General features: G+C 70.7%; 16 protein-coding genes. 6 read left to right on the forward strand and 10 right to left on the reverse strand.

Annotated features, from left to right (window positions below; all coding sequences use genetic code 11):
* The first annotated feature begins 4 nt into the window (after window positions 1–4).
* Window positions 5–433, forward strand: coding sequence for a hypothetical protein (locus ACEYYH_RS16815; protein ID WP_374975455.1), 429 nt, complete (start codon window positions 5–7; stop codon window positions 431–433).
* A gap of 25 nt (window positions 434–458) precedes the next feature.
* Here ACEYYH_RS16815 and metH read toward each other — a convergent pair whose 3' ends face one another.
* The 4 genes from metH to ACEYYH_RS16835 all read right to left on the reverse strand — a co-directional run bounded on the left by metH (window position 459) and on the right by ACEYYH_RS16835 (window position 6,572).
* Entirely contained in the window at window positions 459–4,091 is a 3,633-nt protein-coding gene (gene metH / locus ACEYYH_RS16820; protein WP_374975456.1) for a methionine synthase, read from the reverse strand.
* A gap of 226 nt (window positions 4,092–4,317) precedes the next feature.
* Window positions 4,318–5,115, reverse strand: coding sequence for an LLM class F420-dependent oxidoreductase (locus ACEYYH_RS16825; protein ID WP_374975457.1), 798 nt, complete (start codon window positions 5,113–5,115; stop codon window positions 4,318–4,320).
* Window positions 5,116–5,260: 145 nt separating this feature from the next.
* The gene (locus ACEYYH_RS16830; RefSeq protein WP_374975458.1) at window positions 5,261–6,217 is read right to left on the reverse strand and encodes a permease prefix domain 1-containing protein; all 957 of its coding nucleotides are present in this window, start codon (window positions 6,215–6,217) and stop codon (window positions 5,261–5,263) included.
* A gap of 1 nt (window position 6,218) precedes the next feature.
* Entirely contained in the window at window positions 6,219–6,572 is a 354-nt protein-coding gene (locus ACEYYH_RS16835) for a PadR family transcriptional regulator (RefSeq protein WP_374975459.1), read from the reverse strand.
* Window positions 6,573–6,707: 135 nt separating this feature from the next.
* Between ACEYYH_RS16835 and ACEYYH_RS16840 the strand changes: the two genes are divergently transcribed.
* A complete protein-coding gene (locus ACEYYH_RS16840; protein WP_374975460.1) occupies window positions 6,708–7,709 on the forward strand; it encodes an o-succinylbenzoate synthase in 1,002 nt (333 codons plus the stop codon).
* Between the two features lie 85 nt (window positions 7,710–7,794).
* Here ACEYYH_RS16840 and ACEYYH_RS16845 read toward each other — a convergent pair whose 3' ends face one another.
* Window positions 7,795–8,433 (reverse strand): TetR/AcrR family transcriptional regulator, encoded by a 639-nt coding sequence (locus ACEYYH_RS16845; RefSeq protein WP_374975461.1) that lies wholly within the window; start codon window positions 8,431–8,433, stop codon window positions 7,795–7,797.
* A gap of 135 nt (window positions 8,434–8,568) precedes the next feature.
* On the opposite strand from ACEYYH_RS16845, the gene ACEYYH_RS16850 reads away from it, so the two are divergent.
* From ACEYYH_RS16850 to ACEYYH_RS16865, 4 genes are all read left to right on the forward strand, one after another.
* A complete protein-coding gene (locus ACEYYH_RS16850; RefSeq protein ID WP_374975462.1) occupies window positions 8,569–11,487 on the forward strand; it encodes an MMPL family transporter in 2,919 nt (972 codons plus the stop codon).
* Window positions 11,484–13,499 (forward strand): YhgE/Pip family protein, encoded by a 2,016-nt coding sequence (locus ACEYYH_RS16855; RefSeq protein ID WP_374975463.1) that lies wholly within the window; start codon window positions 11,484–11,486, stop codon window positions 13,497–13,499. The genes ACEYYH_RS16850 and ACEYYH_RS16855 overlap by 4 nt, the downstream gene beginning before the upstream one ends.
* A gap of 160 nt (window positions 13,500–13,659) precedes the next feature.
* The gene (locus ACEYYH_RS16860) at window positions 13,660–14,166 is read left to right on the forward strand and encodes a nitroreductase/quinone reductase family protein (RefSeq protein ID WP_374975464.1); all 507 of its coding nucleotides are present in this window, start codon (window positions 13,660–13,662) and stop codon (window positions 14,164–14,166) included.
* 154 nt (window positions 14,167–14,320) lie between these two features.
* Entirely contained in the window at window positions 14,321–15,259 is a 939-nt protein-coding gene (locus ACEYYH_RS16865) for a hypothetical protein (protein WP_374975465.1), read from the forward strand.
* A 9-nt stretch (window positions 15,260–15,268) separates the two neighbouring features.
* Here the strand turns inward: ACEYYH_RS16865 and ccsB are convergent, their stop codons facing one another.
* From ccsB to ACEYYH_RS16890, 5 genes are read right to left on the reverse strand one after another with little or no spacing between them, the layout of a single operon-like run.
* The gene (gene ccsB / locus ACEYYH_RS16870) at window positions 15,269–16,360 is read right to left on the reverse strand and encodes a c-type cytochrome biogenesis protein CcsB (protein WP_374975466.1); all 1,092 of its coding nucleotides are present in this window, start codon (window positions 16,358–16,360) and stop codon (window positions 15,269–15,271) included.
* Window positions 16,361–16,365: 5 nt separating this feature from the next.
* A complete protein-coding gene (locus ACEYYH_RS16875; protein WP_374975467.1) occupies window positions 16,366–18,084 on the reverse strand; it encodes a cytochrome c biogenesis protein ResB in 1,719 nt (572 codons plus the stop codon).
* Window positions 18,085–18,112: 28 nt separating this feature from the next.
* Window positions 18,113–18,994 (reverse strand): cytochrome c biogenesis CcdA family protein, encoded by an 882-nt coding sequence (locus tag ACEYYH_RS16880; RefSeq protein ID WP_374975468.1) that lies wholly within the window; start codon window positions 18,992–18,994, stop codon window positions 18,113–18,115.
* Window positions 18,991–19,602 carry a TlpA family protein disulfide reductase gene (locus ACEYYH_RS16885; RefSeq protein WP_374975469.1) on the reverse strand — a complete coding sequence of 204 codons (612 nt, stop codon included), beginning with the start codon at window positions 19,600–19,602 and terminating at the stop codon, window positions 18,991–18,993. The genes ACEYYH_RS16880 and ACEYYH_RS16885 overlap by 4 nt, the downstream gene beginning before the upstream one ends.
* Entirely contained in the window at window positions 19,599–20,228 is a 630-nt protein-coding gene (locus ACEYYH_RS16890; protein WP_374975470.1) for a histidine phosphatase family protein, read from the reverse strand. Before ACEYYH_RS16890 ends, ACEYYH_RS16885 begins: the two co-directional genes overlap by 4 nt.
* Window positions 20,229–20,278 lie beyond the last annotated feature (50 nt).

Below are 20,278 nucleotides of genomic sequence, written 5' to 3' on the forward strand. Positions count from 1 at the left end.
CGACGTGACAGCTGCGATCGCGACGACGCCGACGTCAACCCTGATCGGTGCCTACGTTCCCGAGATCATCTCGCTCGCGAAGCGCGGCCTCCTGTGGGCGGTTCTCTACGGCATGTTCACGCATGCTTCGCGGGGCGGATGCCTCGACCCCGCCTCCGGCGGCGACCCGATCTGCTACACCGCGACGCTCCGCCCCTCGCCGCTCACGTGGCTCGTCATGGCCCTCGTGTTCATGGTGGCCCTGAACCGAGCCGCGAAGGCGACATCGACCGCGAACATCACGCGCATCCTGTCGCTCGCGGCCACAGCGATGTGGGTCGTTCCCCTCCTGGCCGCGATCCTCGGCGTGCTGTCGTTCGTGACCGCGTCACCCGAGACGTGGGTCGAGGGCGGCGTCCCCTCGAACGTCGGTTTCGAGATCACCCGGGACTGACGGATGGCGCGGGCCGCAGCATCCGTCAGACCGAGAAGTACTTCGCCTCGGGGTGGTGGAAGACGAACGCGTCGGTCGACTGCTCGGGGTGGAGCTGCAGCTCCTCGCTGAGCTCGACGCCCATGCGCTCGGGACGGAGGAGCTCGACGACCTTGCGGCGGTCCTCCATGTCGGGGCACGCGGGGTAGCCGAGGGAGAATCGGGCGCCGCGGTACTCCAGCTTGAAGAGGCCGGCGGTCTCGGTCGGGTCCTCGTGCGAGAACCCGAGCTCCGAGCGGATGCGGGCGTGCCAGTACTCAGCGAGCGCCTCGGTCAGCTGCATCACGAGGCCGTTGAGCTCGTAGTAGTCGCGGTACTTGTCCTCGGCGAACAGCTTCGCCGTGACCGAGTCGATGTTCGCGCCCGCGGTCACGAGCTGCACCGGCAGCACGTCGACCTGTCCCGACTCCCGCGAGCGCACGAAGTCGGCGAGGCACAGGTGGCGGTCGCGGCGCTGGCGCGGGAAGTGGAAGCGCAGCCGGTCGGTGCCGAGCGTACCGCCCGACCCGCCGTCGGGGGCGAGGAGGCCGGCGGCCCCGAGGGCGCCCGAGGGGTCGTCGGCGTGGTGCAGCACGACGACGTCGTTGCCCTCCGACACGACCGGGAAGAACCCGTAGGCGACCGAGGCGTCGAGCATGCCCTCGGCGAGGATGCGGTCGAGCCAGTACCGCAGCCGCGGCCGGCCCTCGGTCTCGACGAGCTGCTCGTACGTGGCGCCGTCCTCGCCGCGGCCGGGCTTGAGGCCCCACTGGCCCATGAACGTCGCGCGCTCGTCGAGGAACGCCGCGTAGTCGTGCAGCGCGAGGCCGCGGACGATGCGGGTACCCCAGAACGGCGGGGCGGGGACGGGATTGTCGGATGCCACGTCCGATCGCGACGGCATCGCCTCGGGCTCGGTCAGCGTGAGCTTGGACCCCGCCGCGTGGCGGCGCTTCTTCAGTGCCGGCAGCCCGACCGACGACGGGTCGGCGCCGCGGGCGATCTTCACGAGCGGCTCCATCAGCGCGAGCCCCTCGAACGCATCGCGGGCGTAGCGCACCTCGCCGTCGAAGAGTGACGCGAGGTCGTCCTCGACGTAGGCGCGCGTGAGCGCCGCGCCGCCGAGGATCACCGGCCACTTCTTGCCGAGGCCCCGCGAGGTGAGCTCCTCGAGGTTCTCCTTCATCACGACCGTGGACTTCACGAGCAGGCCCGACATGCCGATGACGTCGGCGTCGTGCTCCTCGGCCGCCGCGATGATGTCGGCGATCGGCTGCTTGATGCCGAGGTTGATGACGTCGTACCCGTTGTTGGTCAGGATGATGTCGACAAGGTTCTTGCCGATGTCGTGCACGTCGCCGCGGACCGTCGCGAGCACGATGCGACCCTTGCCCGAGGCATCCGACTTCTCCATGTGCGGTTCGAGGAGCGCGACCGCGTTCTTCATGACCTCGGCCGACTGCAGCACGAACGGCAGCTGCATCTCGCCGGCGCCGAACCGCTCGCCGACGATCTTCATGCCCTCGAGCAGGTGGTCGTTGATGATCTGCAGCGGTGACAGCCCGCCCTCGCGGGCGAGGTCGAGGTCGGCCTCCAGACCCTTGCCCTCGCCGTCGATGATGCGGCGCTCGAGCCGCTCGCCCACCGGGAGCGCTGCGAGCTCGGCCGCGCGCTGGTTGCGCAGGGCCGCGGTGTCGACGCCGGCGAAGAGGTCCAGCATCCGTGCCAGCGGGTCGTACGTGACGTTGCCGTCGGCGTCGTACTCGCGGCGATCCCACACCAGATCGAGCGCGACCTTGCGCTGCTCCTCCGAGATCGAGGCGAGCGGCACGATCTTCGCGGCGTCGATGATGCCGCTCGTGAGGCCGGCCTGCACCGCCTCGTGCAGGAACGCGGAGTTCAGCACGCTGCGCGCGGCCGGGTTGAGGCCGAACGACACGTTCGAGACGCCGAGCGTCGTGTTGATGCCGGGGTACTTCTCGGTGATCTGCCGGATCGCCTCGATCGTCTCGATCGCGTCGCGGCGGGTCTCCTCCTGGCCGGTGGCGATCGGGAACGTCAGGCAGTCGACGATGATGTCGTTGACGCGCATGCCCCACTCGCCGACCAGCTCGTCGACGAGGCGCGAAGCGATGCGCACCTTGCCCTCGGCGGTGCGGGCCTGACCCTCCTCGTCGATGGTCAGGGCGATGACCGCGGTGCCGTGCTCCTTCACCAGCGGCATGATGCGGCCGAAGCGGGAGGTCGGGCCGTCGCCGTCTTCGTAGTTCACCGAGTTCACGACCGGCCGGCCACCGATGAGCTCGAGCCCCGCGGCGATCACCGCGGGCTCGGTCGAGTCGACCACGAGCGGCAGGGTCGAGGCCGAGGCGAAGCGCGAGACGACCTCCCGGATGTCGGCGACGCCGTCGCGGCCGACGTAGTCGATGCAGACGTCGAGCAGGTGCGCGCCCACGCGGATCTGGTCGCGGGCGATCTCGACGCAGTCGTCCCAGCGCTGTTCGAGCATCGCCTCGCGGAACGCCCTCGAGCCGTTCGCGTTGGTGCGCTCGCCGATCGCGAGGTACGAGGCGTCCTGCTGGAACGACACGTGCTGGTACAGCGAGGCGACCCCGGGGTCGAGCTCGGGCCGACGCGCCTCGGCGCCGCCGACGGGACGCAGGCGCTCGACCACCGCGGCGAGGTGCTCGGGCGTGGTGCCGCAGCATCCGCCCACCAATCCCAAACCGAACTCGCGCACGAACTGCTCGTGCGCCGTCGCGAGCTCGACGGGCGTGAGCGGGTAGTGCGCGCCGTTCGCGCCGAGCACGGGCAGCCCGGCGTTGGGCATGCACGCGATCGGCACCGTCGCGTGCTTCGAGAGGTGCCGGAGGTGCTCGCTCATCTCAGTCGGGCCGGTGGCGCAGTTGAGGCCGATGGCGTCGACGCCGAGCGGCTCGATGGCCGTGAGCGCCGCGCCGATCTCGGAGCCCATGAGCATGGTGCCGGTCGTCTCGACGGTCACCTCGACGAAGATCGGAAGACGGATGCCGCGGCTCACGATCGCCTGACGGCAGCCGTTGATGGCGGCCTTGGTCTGGAGGAGGTCCTGGCTCGTCTCCACCAGGAAGGCATCGGCACCGCCGTCGATGAGGCCCTCGGCCTGCAGCGCGAACGTCTGCTTCAGGTTGTCGTAGGTCGTGTGCCCGAGGCTCGGGAGCTTCGTGCCCGGACCCATCGAGCCGAGCACCCAGCGCACGCGGCCGTCGCGAGCCTCGGCGGCCTCGACCCGGTCGCGCGCGATGCGCGCGCCCTTCTCGGCGAGCTCGGCGATGCGATCGACGATGCCGTAGTCGTCGAGGTTCGACCAGTTCGCACCGAACGTGTTGGTCTCGACGGCGTCGACGCCGACCTCGAGGTATGCGTCGTGGATCTCCCCCACGACGTCCGGGCGCGAGACGTTGAGGATCTCGTTGCACCCCTCGAGACCGTGGAAATCGCCGTCGATCGACAGGTCGTAGCGCTGCAGCATCGTGCCCATCGCGCCGTCGGCGATCACGACCCGCTCGCGCACGCCGTCGAGCAGCTGCTGCGAGCGCTCGGGGCGCGGGACCCCGTCGATGTCGAGGCTGAACCGGGGTGCGGGCGGTGCTGCGGTCACCCCCGCGATTTTAGTCGCCGGCCCGTCTTGTGGTCCGGTTCGTGACGCACGCCCGGCCCCGGCGCCGCCCAGGCCCCGCCGGTCCGCGAGAGTGCAGCTGGTCGCCGAGAGGTAGGGAACCAACCGCCATCTCGGCGACGAGCTGTACTCTCGCGGTTCAGGTGAGGAGGACGGATGCTGCGGCCCGGCGCGGTGCACCGGGCGGCAGCATCCGTCCAGAAAAGCGTCAGGCGTTCTTGGCGTCGCGCCAGGCCAGCCACCGTCGGATCAGGTCGTAGTCCCAGTCGGGGCCTTGGAAGCCGAGGGTGAAGAGTCGCACACCGGCGTCGTAGAGGTCGTCGGCGAAGGATTCGTCGCGGCGGTGCAGCTCGTTCGAGATGACGAGGTTCGAGGTGTCGCGCTGCTCGCGCTCGGCCCACTTCGCGATGACGTCGAGCTTGTGCGGCAGCTCGTCGGCGTGCACGAAACTGTGCCAGATGTCGGCGTGGCGCGCGACGAGGCGCAGCGTCTTCAGCTCGCCCTTTCCACCGATCATGACCGGGATCTCGCGCGTCGGCGCCGGGTTGAGCTTCTGCCAGCGCGCCTCGATGCGCTCGAGTCCGGCGGCGAGGTCGTTGAGGCGCGAACCGGCGGTGCCGAAGTCGTAGCCGTACTCCTCGTAGTCGCGGGCGAACCAGCCCGAGCCGGTCGCGAAGATGAAGCGGCCGACGCCGTCCTTCGCCGAGATGTGGTCGATGGTGCGGGCCATGTCGGCCTGCAGGTCGGGGTTGCGGTAGCTGTTGCAGTTCACCAGGGCGCCGAACTCCACGCGCTCGGTCTGCTCCGCCCACGCGGCGAGCATCGTCCACGACTCGAAGTGCAGGCCCTCGGGGTCGCCGGACAGCGAGAAGAAGTGGTCCCAGTTGAAGAGGATGTCGACGCCCATCTCCTCGAGGCGGAGCACCGCGTCTCGGAAGGCGGAGTAGGGGGCGTGCTGGGGCTGCAGCTGCACGCCGAAGCGCACGGGAGTATCGAGGAGGGGCATGGGGAAAGCGTACGGCCGGCCCGAGGGGGTCGGCCTCGTTCGAGGGAATGTCCGTGAGGCCGGCGGCACCAACTCCTCAACAAAGGGCCCTCAGCCGCGATCTTCGGCCGAGAGCCCTCCGTCAGGCCTCGAAGTTGAGGAGTTGCTACACCCGGCGCGCACGCGCCGCCTTGAGCGCGGCATCCACCGTGTCCCAGATCGCGACGCCCGCGATCACGAAGCCGACGATGATGGAGAGGATCTGGCCGACGTCGTCACCGCCGTCGGGGATGATCGTCGGGAAGTACGCCGGGTTGATGAGGCGCCCCTCGAACAGCAGCCACAGCGCCGGCACCGCGATGACGAGATTCAGGATCCCGTTGACCACGGCGAGGCCGACGGTCCAGCGTCCGACGGCGTAGACGACGATCGCGAGCACGGCTTCGAGGGCCATGACGGCGAACAGCGCCAGGATCCACCAGGGCCAAAGGCCCGGGTCGAGGAAGGACAGTCCCGGTTCGGTGGGCACGAAGCCGACGAACAGGTCCCACAGCACAACGCCGACCATGATCCCGAGGAACGCCAGCGACGTGATCATGTCGCCCAGTCCGACGCCCTTCTGGCGCGGTTCGGGGAGCTGGTCGGGCGTCCAGGGCTGGCCGTTCAGCGTCTCGTGGCCGGTGCGCTCGAGGATGACGAAGACCAGCGTCGTCCAGAACGCGAGGTGCACGACCACCGAGAGCAGCAGCGGCACCAGCGCGCCGATGATCTCGCCGAACGTGGCGCCGTCGAGCACCATCGCGAGCGAGACTCCGAAGGCGGCGCACGCGGGCACGATGTAGAGCAGCAGCTTCAGCAGCCGCCACCAGTCGAGGAAATAACGCGGCCCGACGAGCCACAGCGGGCGGTCGGTGTACTGCGCGGCGAGCTTGTCGGGGTCGCCGAGCTCGATGAGCACGGCGCGCTCGGCGTCGCCCTGCTGCTCGCCCTGCTCGACGCGGGCCTCGACCTGGTCATCGATCGACGCGCGCAGCTCGGCGGCGAGGTCGGCACGCTGCGCCTCGGGCACGGTCCGCATGGCGGCATCGACGTAGCGGTCGGTGAGGGTGGCGGTGGCGGTCATGTCAGTTCTCCTCAGTGCTGATCGCTGAATCAGGGAGGGCGTCGATCGCAACGGTGATCGCGCGGAAGTCGTCGGTGAGGGTGGCGGCCAGGCGGAGGCCGGCGTCGCTGGTGCGGTAGAACTTGCGCGGACGGGACTCGTCGGTGTTCCACTCGCTCGTGAGGCAGCCCTGCTTCTCGAGGCGCCGCAGCAGCGGGTACAGCGTGTTCGCGTCGGTGAGGAAGCCACGTCTCCCCAGCTCCTCGAGCAGCCCGTACCCGTACCCCGGCGTCTCGAGCAGCCGCAGGCACGCCAGCACGACCGTGCCGCGCCGCAGCTCCTGCAGATGCGTCTCGAGAATCTCGGATTCGCTCATGCCTCACACCATACTGTGTATCACACACTATCGTCAATGACACATCGCTGTTTATAGAGCAGGCGTATATGTACGCGACACGCTGGAGTGTCGCGTATGTACGCCAACTCATCGAGGGAGGGACAGGATGAACGGGTGAGCAGTGCAGCAGCTTGGCCCGACCTCGCGGAGATCCTCGATTCCGCGCACGTGGTGGCGCTGCCGCTCGCGACGCGGTTCCGCGGCATCGATGTGCGCGAGGCGCTCCTCTTCGAGGGCCCCGAGGGCTGGGCCGAGTTCTCGCCGTTCGCCGAGTACGACGACGTCGAAGCCGCGACGTGGCTGGCTGCCGCCATCGAGGATTCACGGATGCCGCGCCCCGCCGCCCGCCGGGAGCTCATCGGCGTCAACGCCACCGTGCCGGCCGTGGCCGCGGCATCCGTTCCCGACGTGCTCGCGCGGTTCGACGGCTGCCGCACCGCGAAGGTCAAGGTGGCCGAGCCCGGTCAGGTGCTCGCGGACGACGTCGCCCGCGTGCGCGCGGTGCGCGAGGCGATGGGGCCCGAGGGGCGCGTCCGCGTCGACGCGAACGGCGCGTGGAACGTCGACGAGGCGGAGCACGCGGTCCACGCCCTCGCCGAGTTCGACCTCGAGTACGTCGAGCAGCCGTGCGCGAGCGTCGAGGAGCTCGCGGAGCTCCGCCGACGTGTGAAGTACATGGGCATCCCGATCGCGGCGGACGAGAGCGTGCGCAAGGCCGCTGATCCGCTCGCGGTCGCCCGGGCCGGGGCGGCCGACCTGCTGGTGATCAAGGCGCAGCCGCTCGGTGGCCTGCGGCGAGCGCTCGAGATCGTCGGGGAGGCGGGGCTGCCCGCGATCGTGTCGAGCGCCCTCGACACGTCGGTGGGGCTGTCGATGGGCGTCGCGCTGGCCGCGGCGCTTCCCGAGCTCGACTACGACTGCGGACTCGGCACGGCGTCGCTGTTCACGGCGGACGTCGTCGACCCTCCGCTCACGCCGCGCGCCGGCGTACTCACGGTGGGTCGGGTCACCCCCGACACGGCGCTGCTCGCCGAGCATGCAGCATCCGCCGCCCGCCGCCAGTGGTGGCTCGACCGGCTCGCCCGCTGTTACGCGGTGGTTCGCTCCGCGGAGTGATGCCGGCGGGGCTCAGTGCCGCGGAAGGCTCGGGTGCGTTTCGACTCGCACGCTCGCTCAACGACCGGGAGAGAGCCCGAGGAGATCAGAGCGGGTCGACCAGCGCCGTCGCGAGGCGGGCGGTGCGCTCGTTCACGAGGGCGTGCATCGCGGGAGTGCTGAGGCCCGACATGATGGCGTAGGCCGACGTGTCCTCCCACGTCTGCAGGATGACGCCGGCGAACTCCTGCGCGGGCACCCGCAGGCGGAAACGGTACGTGAGGGCGAGCTCCTCGATGAACGAGCCGACGCGCTCGACCATCCCCGCCTGCCACGCGAGGTAGGTCTCGGCGAGCCGCTGATCGCGCATCGCACGCGTGCGGATCTCGCTGGTCAGCAGGATGCCCTGCTTCTTGTCGAACGCGACGTCGAGCAGCTGGCGCACGAGGGCGCCGGGCTCGAGGTCCTCGCCACGCTCCTGCAGCTGGGCGACGCGCTCGGCGACCTCATCGATCTTCTCGCCGGCGACCCGTTCGGTCAGGGCGAGCATGAGCTCGTCCTTGGTCTCGAAGTTCGAGTAGAACGCGCCGCGCGTGAACCCCGCGCGCTCGCAGATCGCTTCGACGGATGCTGCGTCCAGGCCGACTTCCGCGAAGACCAGGGCGGCAGCGTCCAGAAGCTTCTGCCGGGTCGCCTCGCGACGGCGCGAGGTGCCGGTCGCTTCGGCCACGGGGGTGTCGGTCATCGATCCTCCATCTCGTCCAGTCTCACACGCACTACTCAGGTTGGGGCGGGCAACCCGCCCTACGATACACTCATGTATCCGATACAGCGCTGTATCGACGGTTCCCGAACTCTCCACCCGTAACCGGAGGCGCTGTTGTCGACTCTTCTGTATGCCCTCGGCCGATGGACCTACCGCCACCCCTGGCGGGTGCTGGTCTCGTGGCTGATGCTTCTCGGCATCGCCCTCGCCTTCGCGATCCCGCACCTGGGCGGCACAGACAACTCGTTCTCGATCCCGGGCACCGAGGCTCAGGAGGGCATCGAGCTGCTCGACCGCAGCTTCCCCCAGGCGAGCGGCACGAGCGCGCAGCTCGTCATCGTGACAGCGGACGGCGACCAGATCGACGAGGAGCCGTATGCGGGCGCGATCGACGACACCGTCGCGCACCTGGAAGATCTCGACGGTGTCATCGCGGTGACCGATCCGTTCAACGAGATGGTCACGGGCATGGTGTCGGACGACGAGTCGGCCGCGATCATCCGCCTGCAGTTCGACGGCCAGGCCACGGATGTCTCGGACGAGACCAAGGAGGGCCTCGAGGACGTCGCCGACGACCTCCGCGAGACGCTCCCCGAGGGCTCGCAGGTCGCGATGGGCGGCGACCTCTTCTCGACGTCGGTGCCCGCGCTCTCCCTCATCGAGGCGGTGGGCGTGCTCATCGCACTGTTCGTGCTCATCGTGACGTTCCGCTCGTTCGCGGTCGCGTGGTTCCCGCTCGTGTCCGCGCTCATCGGGGTCGGCCTGGCGATCGCGCTGATCTTCGTCGCCACCGCGTTCGTCTCGGTCTCGTCGACCACCCCGATGCTCGCGATCATGCTGGGGCTCGCGGTCGGCATCGACTACGCCCTGTTCATCGTCGCCCGACATCAGGACCAGGTGCGCGCGGGCGTCGAACCCGAGGAGTCCGCCGCACGGGCAACCGGCACGGCGGGGTCCGCCGTCGTGTTCGCCGGCATCACGGTGCTCATCGCCCTCATCGGCCTCGGCTTCGCCGGTATCCCCTTCCTCACCACGATGGGCATCGCCGCCGCCGTCGCCGTCGCGATCGCCGTCGTCGTCGCCCTCACCTTGACGCCCGCGCTCCTCGGCTTCGCGAAGCACCGCGTCGCGGGGTGGGGTCACGGCAAGAAGCGGAGAGGGATGCCGCTTCCCGGCGCGCGCCGCTCCACGACGCCCGGACCCGAGAGCGAGGCGGAGACCACGGACGTCGACGTGCCCGCCGACGTCTCGGCAGGTGACGGCGCCGACACGGCACTCGCGGACCACGCGCCGGCGAAGCGGACGAATCGCTGGGTGCAGCTGGTCACCAAGCACCCGATCGTCACCACCGTTGCGGTGATCCTCACCCTCGGCGTCATGGCGATCCCCGCCGCGAGCCTCGCGCTGGCGCTTCCGAACGCCGGCCAGCAGCCGGAGTCGAGCCAGGCGCGTCAGGCCTACGACCTCACGGCCGAGCACTTCGGGCCGGGGTCGAACGGTCCGCTCATCATGACGGGCACGATCGTGACGTCGACGGATCCGCTCGGACTCATGGCCGACCTCAAGGCCGAGATCGGGAAGGTGCCGGGCGTGAAGGAGGTCGCCCTCGCGACGCCGAACGAGACAGCCGACACCGGGCTCATTCAGATCGTGCCCGAGACCGCGCCCGACGACCCGGCGACCGCCCAGCTCGTGCGCGACCTGCGTGCGCTCGCCCCGGAGCTCGAGGACGAGTACGGCGTCGATCTCAAGGTCACCGGATTCACCGCCGTCGGCATCGACATCTCGGACCGCCTGGGCGCCGCCCTTCTGCCGTTCGGCGTGTTCGTCGTGGGCCTGTCGCTCGTGCTCCTCATGATCGTGTTCCGTTCGATCTGGGTGCCGATCAAGGCTGCCCTCGGCTACCTGCTGTCGGTGATGGCCGCGTTCGGCGTCGTCGCGGCGGTGTTCGAATGGGGCTGGGGTGCCGAGCTGCTGCACGTCGACCGCACCGGCCCGGTGATCAGCTTCATGCCGATCATCCTCATGGGCGTGCTGTTCGGCCTGGCGATGGACTACGAGGTCTTCCTCGTCAGCCGCATGCGCGAGGACTACGTGCACGCCCGCCGCGCCGCCGGCGGCCACGCGACGCGCGGCGGCCGCGACATCGCGGTCGGTGCCGTGCGCTCGGGCTTCACGGCCTCGGCACGCGTGGTCACCGCGGCCGCCGTCATCATGTTCGCGGTGTTCGCGGCCTTCGTGCCCGAGGGCGACTCCTCGATCAAGCCCATCGCACTGGGTCTCGCCGTCGGCATCGCCGTCGACGCGTTCCTCGTCCGCATGACGCTCGTGCCGGCCGTCATGACCCTGCTCGGCGACAAGGCGTGGTGGATGCCGCGCTGGCTCGAGCGGGTCCTTCCCCACTTCGACATCGAGGGCGAGGCCGTCGAGCGCGAGCTGTCGCTCGCCGAGTGGCCGGAGCGGAACACGACCGCCGCCGTCGTCGGCGACGGCGTCGCCGTGCGCGCGGACGCGGGCGGCTCGGCCGGCGAGGTGGTGCTGTTCGAGGACGCGGCGTTCCGCGTCGAGCCTGGCGGCACGCTCATCGCAACCGGCGACCCCCGCGCCGCACGGGCCTTCGCGCTCACGATCGCGGCGCGGCTCGCCACCACCGACGGACGCCTGCGCGTCGCCGGGCACCTGCTCCCCGAGCGCGGGGCCTGGGTGCGTGCGCACGTCGGGCTGGCGCTCCTCGCCGACGCCGACGACCGCGTGCCGGCGCTGCGCCGCGCCCTCGCCGGCAAGGCGAGCCTCGTCGTGATCGAAGGCGTCGACGCGCTCGATCACGCGGAGCGCGACCAGGCCGCCGCGCTGCTGCGCGACGCCGCGGCGGCACTCGCGGCGGTCGACGAGCGTCTGACGCTCGTCGTCACCGGACGCACCGAGAGCGCGGCTCTCGCCCTCCTCGCGGATGCGCACCGCCCCGGCGTGACCTCGATCACGCTGCACTCCGCCACCGCCCAGACCACCCCCACCGCAGAGGTGAACGCATGACCCCGAACTGGATCACCACGGCCGTCGAGCGCGCGCGCTCGACCCGGCCGGTCACGTGGCTGACGCTGATCGGCGTGCTGCTGCTGCCTGTCGTCATCGGCGGCATCCTCGTGGCCGCTCTCTACAACCCGGTGGAGCGGCTCGACAACCTCACCGCCGCCGTCGTGAACGAGGACGAGCCGGTCACGGTCGACGGGCAGCTGGTGCCGCTCGGCCGCCAGCTCACCGCCGGCCTCGTCGAGGGCTCCGACGACCTCGACAGCAACCTCACCTGGACGCTCTCGAACGCGGATGACGCGTCCGCGGGTCTCGCCGACGGCACGTACGCCGCCGTCATCACGATCCCCGAGAACTTCACGGCCGCCGCCCTGTCGACCCGCCCGGGCGAGATACCCGAGCAGGCCACGATCGAGGTGACGACGCCGCCCGACAGCCTCATCGTCGACGACGCCATCACCGCCCAGGTCGCCTCCGCGGCCGCCTCGACCATGGGCACGCAGCTGTCCACCGTCTACCTCGAGAACGTCTTCCTCGGCTTCACGACGCTGGGCGATCAGCTCGGCACCGCCGCCGACGGTGCGCAGCAGCTCGCCGACGGCGCGACCCAGGCCGCCGACGGCGCGGCGCAGCTGCCCGACGGCATCTCGCAGCTCGCAGACGGCAACGAGCAGCTGGCGAGCGGCGCCTCGCAGCTTGCGAGCGGCGCCGGGCAGATCGCGGGCGGCGCGACGTCGCTGCAGTCGGGGCTGACGACGATCGCGGGCAAGACGCGCGAAGCGTCTGCGGGTGCGCAGCAGATCGCGGACGGCGTGAACGCCGGCGCGGCCCAGCTGGAGCAGACCGGGCTCGTTCCCAGCGAGGTGTCTGATCCCCTGGACCTCTCGGCGCAGGCCGCTGCCGGAGTGCTGCAGATCGCGAATGGCTGCGCCGCAAGCGGCGCGTCCGCGACGTACTGCCAAACCCTCGTGGAGGCTGCGACGGGCGCCGACCTCGCTGCGAAGGGCTCCGTGTTTGCGGTCGACCAGTTCAACGCCGGCGCGACGGCGGAGTTCGCCAACCAGTTCCGCGAGATCGGCACGGGCGTCGGCGCGCTCGCCGGGGGTCTCACCCAGCTCGCGGGCGGCATCGACCAGTCGGCGGCCGGCGCGGGGCAGCTGGCGACCGGCGTGACCGGCATCCAGAGCGGCGCGGACGGCCTCTCCGACGGCGCATCGCAGCTCGCGTCCGGCGCGACCCAGGCCGCCGACGGCGCCACGAGCCTCGCCGACGGTGTGGCCCAGCTTGCGGACGGCACCGGCGAGCTCGCGACGGGCCTGGCCACAGCATCCGATTCCCTCCCGTCGTACACCGACGACGAGGCGACCGACCTCGCCACCGTGGTGGCGAACCCCGTCGAGGCGGAGGGCGTGGGCACGTCCTTGTTCGGTGCCTCCGCGATCCCGCTGCTCGCGACCCTCGCCCTCTGGTTCGGCGGACTCGGCACGTTCGTCGCGCTGCAGGCGGTGTCGCGCCGTGCGCTCACGTCGCGTCAGCCCTCGGCGCTGCTCGCGCTGCGGTCGTTCGCCCCGGCGGCGGCGCTCGGCGCCGTGCAGGGCATGCTGGTGGCCGGCGTCGTGCAGCTCGCCGCGTCGTACGCGTGGGCGGACTGGTGGGTGTTCGCCCTGGTGGCGGTCGTCGCCGGCATCGCGTTCGCCGCGGTGAACCAGGCCCTGATCGCCGTGTTCGGCGGTGCCGGGCGGTGGATCGCCGCACTGATCGGCGTGTTCGCCGTCGCGACCGGCGTCGTCTCGACGGTGCCCGGCGTGCTCTCGAGCGTCGCGGCGCTGCTGCCCACCGGCCCCGCCTACAACGGCATGCTCGCCGCGCTCACCTCGGCGTCGGGCCTCGGCGCTGCGGTCGCGGGCCTCGCGGTATGGACGCTGCTCGCCCTCGGCGCGACGATCCTGGCCGTCGCACGCCGGCGCAGCACGTCGGCCCGGGCGCTGCTGAAGGCGGCCCCGCTCACCGCCTGACCCCGGGTTTTGGGGCGCATTCTCTCCGTTGGGGCGCATTTCCTCCGCCCCAACGGAGAAAATGCGCCCCGAACCCGTCTCTCGGCCTCGGCCGATCGGCCGCACATCCTGGCCGATCGGCCGATTGCCCGCAGGGTGGGGGCGCGCCAGGATCGGAGCCATGAACGCCTCTGAGCCGTCACCTCGCCCGAACGAGGCGCCGCGCAACCCCGCCCGGATCCCGCCGCGCTGGTTCATCCGCGCCGCCTGGGTCGTCCATCGCGGGCTCTACCGGGTGACCGGCGGACGCTTGGGGCTGCGGCCTCCGTCCCCCACCGTCTACGGGATGATGCGCCTGCACACGGTCGGGCGTCGCTCGGGCAGCCCCCGCGTCGCGATCCTCGGGTACTTCGAGGACGGCCCCGACCTCGTCACCCTCGCGATGAACGGCTGGGGCGATCCGCCGCCGGCGTGGTGGCTGAATCTGCAGGCCCGGCCCGCGGCATCCGTCGATCTTCCCGACGGCACGCGTGACGTGCTCGCGCACGAGGCGACGGGTGCGGAACGCGAACGCCTCTGGGCCGTGTGGCGCACCCTCGAGGGCGACGCGGACCTCGACGCGTATGCGGCGCTGCGCAACCGCGAGACGCCCGTGGTCGTCCTGAGCCCCGCGCCCGCCGCGGCCTGACCCGACGACGGGACTCGCTTCGATCCGGCCGCGCGCGCGGACGAGTTCCTGACCGGCGGATGCCGCGTCCCGGCGTATCTCGGACCACCCCGCACCCCTCTCCCTTGATGAGTAGCCGTTCACCCCGGACGACGTCGAATCGGTGGGAGCCGACATGAAGGGACGTCTCGCCTCAGCTGCGCTGCTCGGCGCAGTGCTGGCCATGCTGACCGGATGCGTCGCGCCGGGAGACGCGGCGCCCCCGGACCCGGTGCCGAACCCCTCGCCGGGAGACGTCGATGGCGGCGCTCCCCCGCCGTTCCCAGGCACACCACCCGGCGAGCCCGAGCCGGTCGATCCGCACCCCACCCCGCTGCCGCCCCCGATCGGCGGCCCCGGCGATGAGGGTGAAGACATCGGCGGCGGCTCCGACGACGCCGTGGTCGCATTCCAGGAGCGCTGCGCGCACGGCGTGGAGGAATGGCGCGATGCCCTCGTCGACTACCCCGATCGCATGAGTGTGACGATCGACGTCGGCGCCAACTACAACGCGGCCGTCGATGCGCGTTCCGAGCCGCTCCCCCCGGACGAGGTCATCGAGGTCGAGGACGGCACGGCGACGAGCGAAGCCGTCCTCGTGAAGTGCACCGTGGCTGCCCGCCTGACCCCCGTCGGCCAGGCGATGGAGGTCCTCGACCAGGCGAGCGAGACGAACGCCGGATGGGTGCTGCAGGAGTTCACGCCGAGCGGCGTCATCGAGTGGTCGTGGACGGTGACGGCCCGCCACCCCGTCGACGAGCAGCTGCGGCTCGAGCTGCGACCCGCCATCGTCCTCGACGAATCGGCCGGTGATCTGGAGTACGCGGGGAAGAACGTGTCGTCCTTCACGACGGATGTGCACGTGGAGGCCTCGGCGCTCCACCACGCCGCCTACTGGGTCGACGTGAACCGGCCGCTCATCTGGACGATCGGCAGCGCGATCGGCGCGGCGACACTCGCCGTCATCGTGTGGTGGCGAAAAGCCCGCAGCCCCCGCAAGGACGCACCGACGAGTGAGCGGACCAAAGGTCCCGCTCCCCTGTCGCGAACAGCTGCTCGCGACAGCAGAACGTGACGGGTGAGCTCAGCTGAGGCCCGAGTACGCGTGCAGGCCCTTGAAGAACATGTTCACGATCGTGAAGTTGAAGATCACGGCGGTGAAGCCGATGATCGACAGCCACGCCGACCGCGCGCCGCGCCAGCCGCGCGTCGCGCGCGCGTGAATGTAGCCGGCGTAGAGCACCCAGATCACGAAGGTCCAGACTTCCTTCGTGTCGAAGCCCCAGTAGCGGCCCCACGCGTCGTTCGCCCAGATGGATCCGGCGATGAGCGTGAAGGTCCAGAAGATGAACCCGAGGATCGCGAACCGGTAGGCGAGCGACTCGAGCGCCTCGGCGCTCGGGAGGGTCTTGAGGAAGCCCGGTCCGGTCTTGGCGGTTCCGGATGCTGCGGCCTCCGCCTTCGCGAGAGCCGCGATCTTCGTCTCGCGCCGCGCCTGCATGAGCTGCAGCACCGAGAGGCCGAAGGCGAGGGCGAACAGCGCGGTCGCGAGGGACGCGACGAAGACGTGGATGACCAGCCAGACCGACTTGAGCGGGTCCATCAGGGGGACGATGTCGGTGTAGAACCAGATGGCCGTGCCGCCCAGCAGCACCACCACGAGGCCGGTGATGAACGTGCCGAGGAAGCGGAGGTCGTAGCGGAACAGCACCCCGAGGTACACGGCGACGATGAGGAGCGTGCCGGTGAGGGCGAACTCGTACATGTTCGACCACGGCACACGACCTGCGGCGATTCCGCGGGTGACGTCGCCGCCGAGGTGGAACAGGAAGCCGAGCACCGTCAGCGACGTGCCGATGCGGGCCCAGACGAGCCGCGCGCGCTTGCCGACCGGCGCGTTGAGAGCTTCCTCCGAGGCCGTCTCCTGCGCGCGCATCTGCTCGATGATGCCGATGCGCGAGCCTGCGCCCGCGCCCCCCGCGGCGACGAGCTCGCGCTCGCGCGCGATCCTGGCCGCGGCATCCTTCGCGGCGGCGTCCTTCGCGTCCACGGCGACGGCGCCGCGACGGGCCAGGTCGACCGCGTACGCGATGAACGCGAGGGCGTAGATCGCGATGGCCGTCCAGACCAGCAGCACCGAGACGTCGTCGAGGGTGAGGGGGGAGGCGTCGGGCATGGCTCTCAGTCTACGTCGGGGGTGGATTCGGGCTTGGTTGCGCGGTCGCCCGCGGTGGCGCGGTCGCCGGCGGCGGCGGGGTCGGCGAGCGACGCGAGGTGGCGCTGGGCGAACTGCTCCACGGCGCCGTCGAGCGCGGGGTCCTCACCGCGCGCGAGACCCGCGTACTCGAGGTGCACGGTGTGGCCCTGCCTGGTCGCCTTGACCCACATGCGGCGGCGCGGCACGAAGAGCGCGGCGAGCAGACCCGCCGTCGCGAGCACGGCGAACACGAGCACCCACGTCGCCGCGGCGTCTCGGTGGATCGACAGCGACACGTACCGCTTGACCGAGTCCTGGAATCCGGCGGCGTCCGGAGCCTCGTTCTCGAAGCTGATCGTGCCGAGTCCGTCGGGAAGGTCGACGGTGTCGCCGGGCTTCAGCGCGAGCGACTCGGTGCCCGAGTCGCCGCCGGCGAGTTGGGTCATCTCGCTCGGGTCGAGCGTGTACACCGACTTCGGCACGCCGCCGTCGATGCCGAGGTCCCCCGCGTAGACCCAGAACGTGAGCATCGGGTACTCGAGGTCGCCGTACACCGAGGTGTAGGCCCCGTTGGTGAGCTCCTGCGCGGTGGGATAGAAGAGGCCGACCAGGCCCACCTGCTCGCGCAGGCCGTCCGGCACCTTCACGACGCCCTGCGACGTCATGTTGTTGTCCTGCGGCAGGAACGGCACGGACTCCGAGAACACCACGTCGCCCGCGGCGCCCCGGATCGTGATGGTCGGCGCGTAGCCGTTGCCCATCAGATACACCTTGTCGCCGGCGATCGCGAGCGGGTGGTTGACGCGCACCTCGCCCTCCTGCGCGTCGGCGTCCGGGAATTGCGTCGTCAGGTGCGCGATGAAGTCGCCCGCCTGACCCGCACCCTGCTGGCCGGGCGTGACGTACGAGACGGAGAAGTCGTCGAGTGTGAGCGCGTAGGGCTCGAGCGCGTCCTCGTCGACGAACCGGCCGGGGTTGAACGACGTGTAGTCGAGCATCGTGTTGACCCACGTGCGGCCCTCGATGATGACCGTCTGGCCGGTGTAGGTGAACCCGCCGCCGATACCCACGGCGAGCAGCACCCCGACCAGCGACGCGTGGAACACCAGGTTGCCGGTCTCGCGCAGGTACCCGCGCTCCGCCGACACCGACAGCGCCTTCGCGCCGTCGTAACGGGAGACCCGGTAGCCCGCCTTCTTCAGCTGCTGCTCGGCGGCCTCGATCGCGGTCGCCGCGGCGGCGGCAGCATCCGTGTCGTCCTGGTACTCGAGGATCTCCGAGCGGTGCGCGTCCAGACGAGCCAGCCGCGCGGGCGTGCGCGGGGGCTGGGCGCGCATCGCCTTGTAGTGGTGCTTGGTGCGCGGGATGACGCAGCCGACGAGCGAGACGAACAGCAGGATGTAGATCGCCGAGAACCACGGCGACGTGTAGACGTCGAAGAGGCTCAGGTTGTCGAGCACCGGCGCGAGGTCGGGATTGTCGACGAAGTACTGGCGCACGCCATTGGGGTCCGCGCTGCGCTGCGGAACGAGCGAGCCGGGCACGGCGGCGATCGCGAGGAGCAGCAGCAGCACGAGCGCGGTGCGCATCGACGTGAGCTGGCGCCAGCCCCAGCGGAGCCACCCGACGACGCCGAGCGCGGGCTGCGTGACGTCGGATGCTGCGGAGTCGGCGTGGTCTGAAGGCCGGAGGGGGTCGGTCATCTCGTCGGTCGTCGAACCTTCCGGAGCGTCAGAGCGGGGCCGGGACACTGGCGAACACCCCCTGGAGCTGGGCCATCACAGTGGTCCAGACGCCGGTCACCATGAGAAGGCCCAGGACGATGAGCAGGACCCCGCCGATGATGTTCACGACGCGGATGTGGCGCCTGACGAACGACACCGAGCGGGTCGCCCACCCGAATCCCAGCGTGAGCAGGAGGAACGGGATGCCGAGGCCCAGCGAGTATGCGACGCCCAGCAGCGCCGCGCGCGCGGCGGAGCCGGAGTCGAAGGCCATCGTCAGGATCACGGCGAGGGTCGGGCCGATGCAGGGCGCCCAGCCGATGCCGAGCGCGATGCCCAACAGCGGCGCGCCGATCAGCCCGAGGTTGCCCCGCACCTGAGGACGCGAGATGCGCTGCGCCAGGCCGAACCACCCGATGAAGACGAAGCCCATCGCGATGATGACGACGCCGAGGATGCGCGTGATGAGGTCCTGGTACTCGAGAAGGAACCGGCCCAGCGTTCCGCCGAGCATCGCCATGCTGACGAAGACCACGGTGAAACCGGCGATGAAGAGGAGCACGCCGAGCACGAGGCGCCCGCGCGCCGGTACTCCTGCGTCCGTGCTTTGCCCACCGCTCGTTGAGCGAGCGAGGAACGCGTTCGTTGAGCGAGCCTGCGAGTCGAAACGCAGAGTGGAAACGCCTCGAGCGCTTGACGAGCCCCGGGCCGCAGCATCCGTTCCGACCGCCGTCGCCGGCCGCGGCGACACCGCGCCGCCGATGAACCCGAGATACCCCGGAACGAGCGGCAGCACGCACGGCGAGAGGAATGAGATGGCGCCGGCGAGGATCGCGATCGGGATGGCGATCAGGAGCGATCCGTCGGCGACGAGGGCGCCGAGGTTCACGACTCCTCCAGGGTGTCGCGCACGATCGTCTCGAGGATCGAGGCCTCTTCGATCTGGCCGACCAGGCGCGCGGCGACGCGGCCCTGCTTGTCGAGCACGATCGTGACGGGCACGGCGTTGAGCGGGGTCTCGCCCGCGAAGGCGAGCTTGATCGAGCCGTCCTCGATCGCCAGGGCGCTGGGGTACTCCACCCCGTACTTCTCGGCGAACGCCTGCGACGCCGCGGCGCCGTCGTACAGGTTCACCCCGAGGAACGAGACGCCCTGGTCCTGGAACTGCGCGTCGACCGCGGCCAGCTCGGGAGCCTCGACGCGGCACGGGGCGCACCCCGCGTACCAGAAGTTCACGACGAGCACCTCGCCGGCATAGTCGGCGCTCGAGGTCGAGCCGCCCGTGTCGAGCACACCCTCGAACTCGACCGGCTCGGTGCGGTCTTCGGCCGGGATCTCGACCACGCGGAAGCCGTCGGCCGCGACGAAGCCCTTGTTGTCACCCGAGCGGTACTGCTCGGCGAGGGGGTCGCTCGTGCACGCGGCGAGTCCGGCGATCAGCCCGACGACGAGGAGAGCGGATGCTGCGGCCCGCACCTTCTGGAACCGCTGACTCATACCGCCCCCACATCCACCGCGCCGGCCGTCGACGCCGGTTCGGCGTAGGCGGTCTCGGTCCAGGTGCCGTCGACCATGTCGAAGCTCGTCACGCTCGACAGCGCGCAGCGTCGCGCGCGGGGGTCGTGCCGGAGCGGAAGCCCGGCGACCGCGAGGTGGGTGATCCAGATCGGGAGCTGATGCGACACGATGACGACGTCGCCCGAGTCCGCAGCATCCCATGCGTGCGTCATCGCCGAATTCATGCGGCCCACGACGTCCGCGTACGGCTCGCCCCAGCTCGGCAGCGCGGGCTTGCGCAGATGCTGCCAGTTCCACGGGTTGAGGAGGGCCCGTGCCATGCGCTTGCCCTCGAAGACGTTGGTCGGCTCGATGACCCGCTCATCGAGGACCGGCCGGAGGCCGAAGAGCTCGGTGAACGGCTCGGCCGACTCCTGCGTGCGCTGCAGCGGCGAGCACACGAGCGCCGACACGGGACGGTCGAGCGACTGGATGTACTCGGCGGCCTGCCGCGCCATGTGGCGGCCGTCGGCGCTCAGCCCGTACCCCGGGAGTCGCCCGTAGAGCACGCGGGCAGGGTTGTGGACCTCCCCGTGGCGCACAAGATGGAGGCGAGCTGCGGGCACCGGCCCAGTCTACGTGGGGGTCTTCTGTGGACCGGCTGAGCGTTCTCCCA

Origin of the sequence: Microbacterium trichothecenolyticum (assembly GCF_041938625.1) — a bacterium.
GTDB classification, from domain to species: domain Bacteria; phylum Actinomycetota; class Actinomycetes; order Actinomycetales; family Microbacteriaceae; genus Microbacterium; species Microbacterium trichothecenolyticum_D.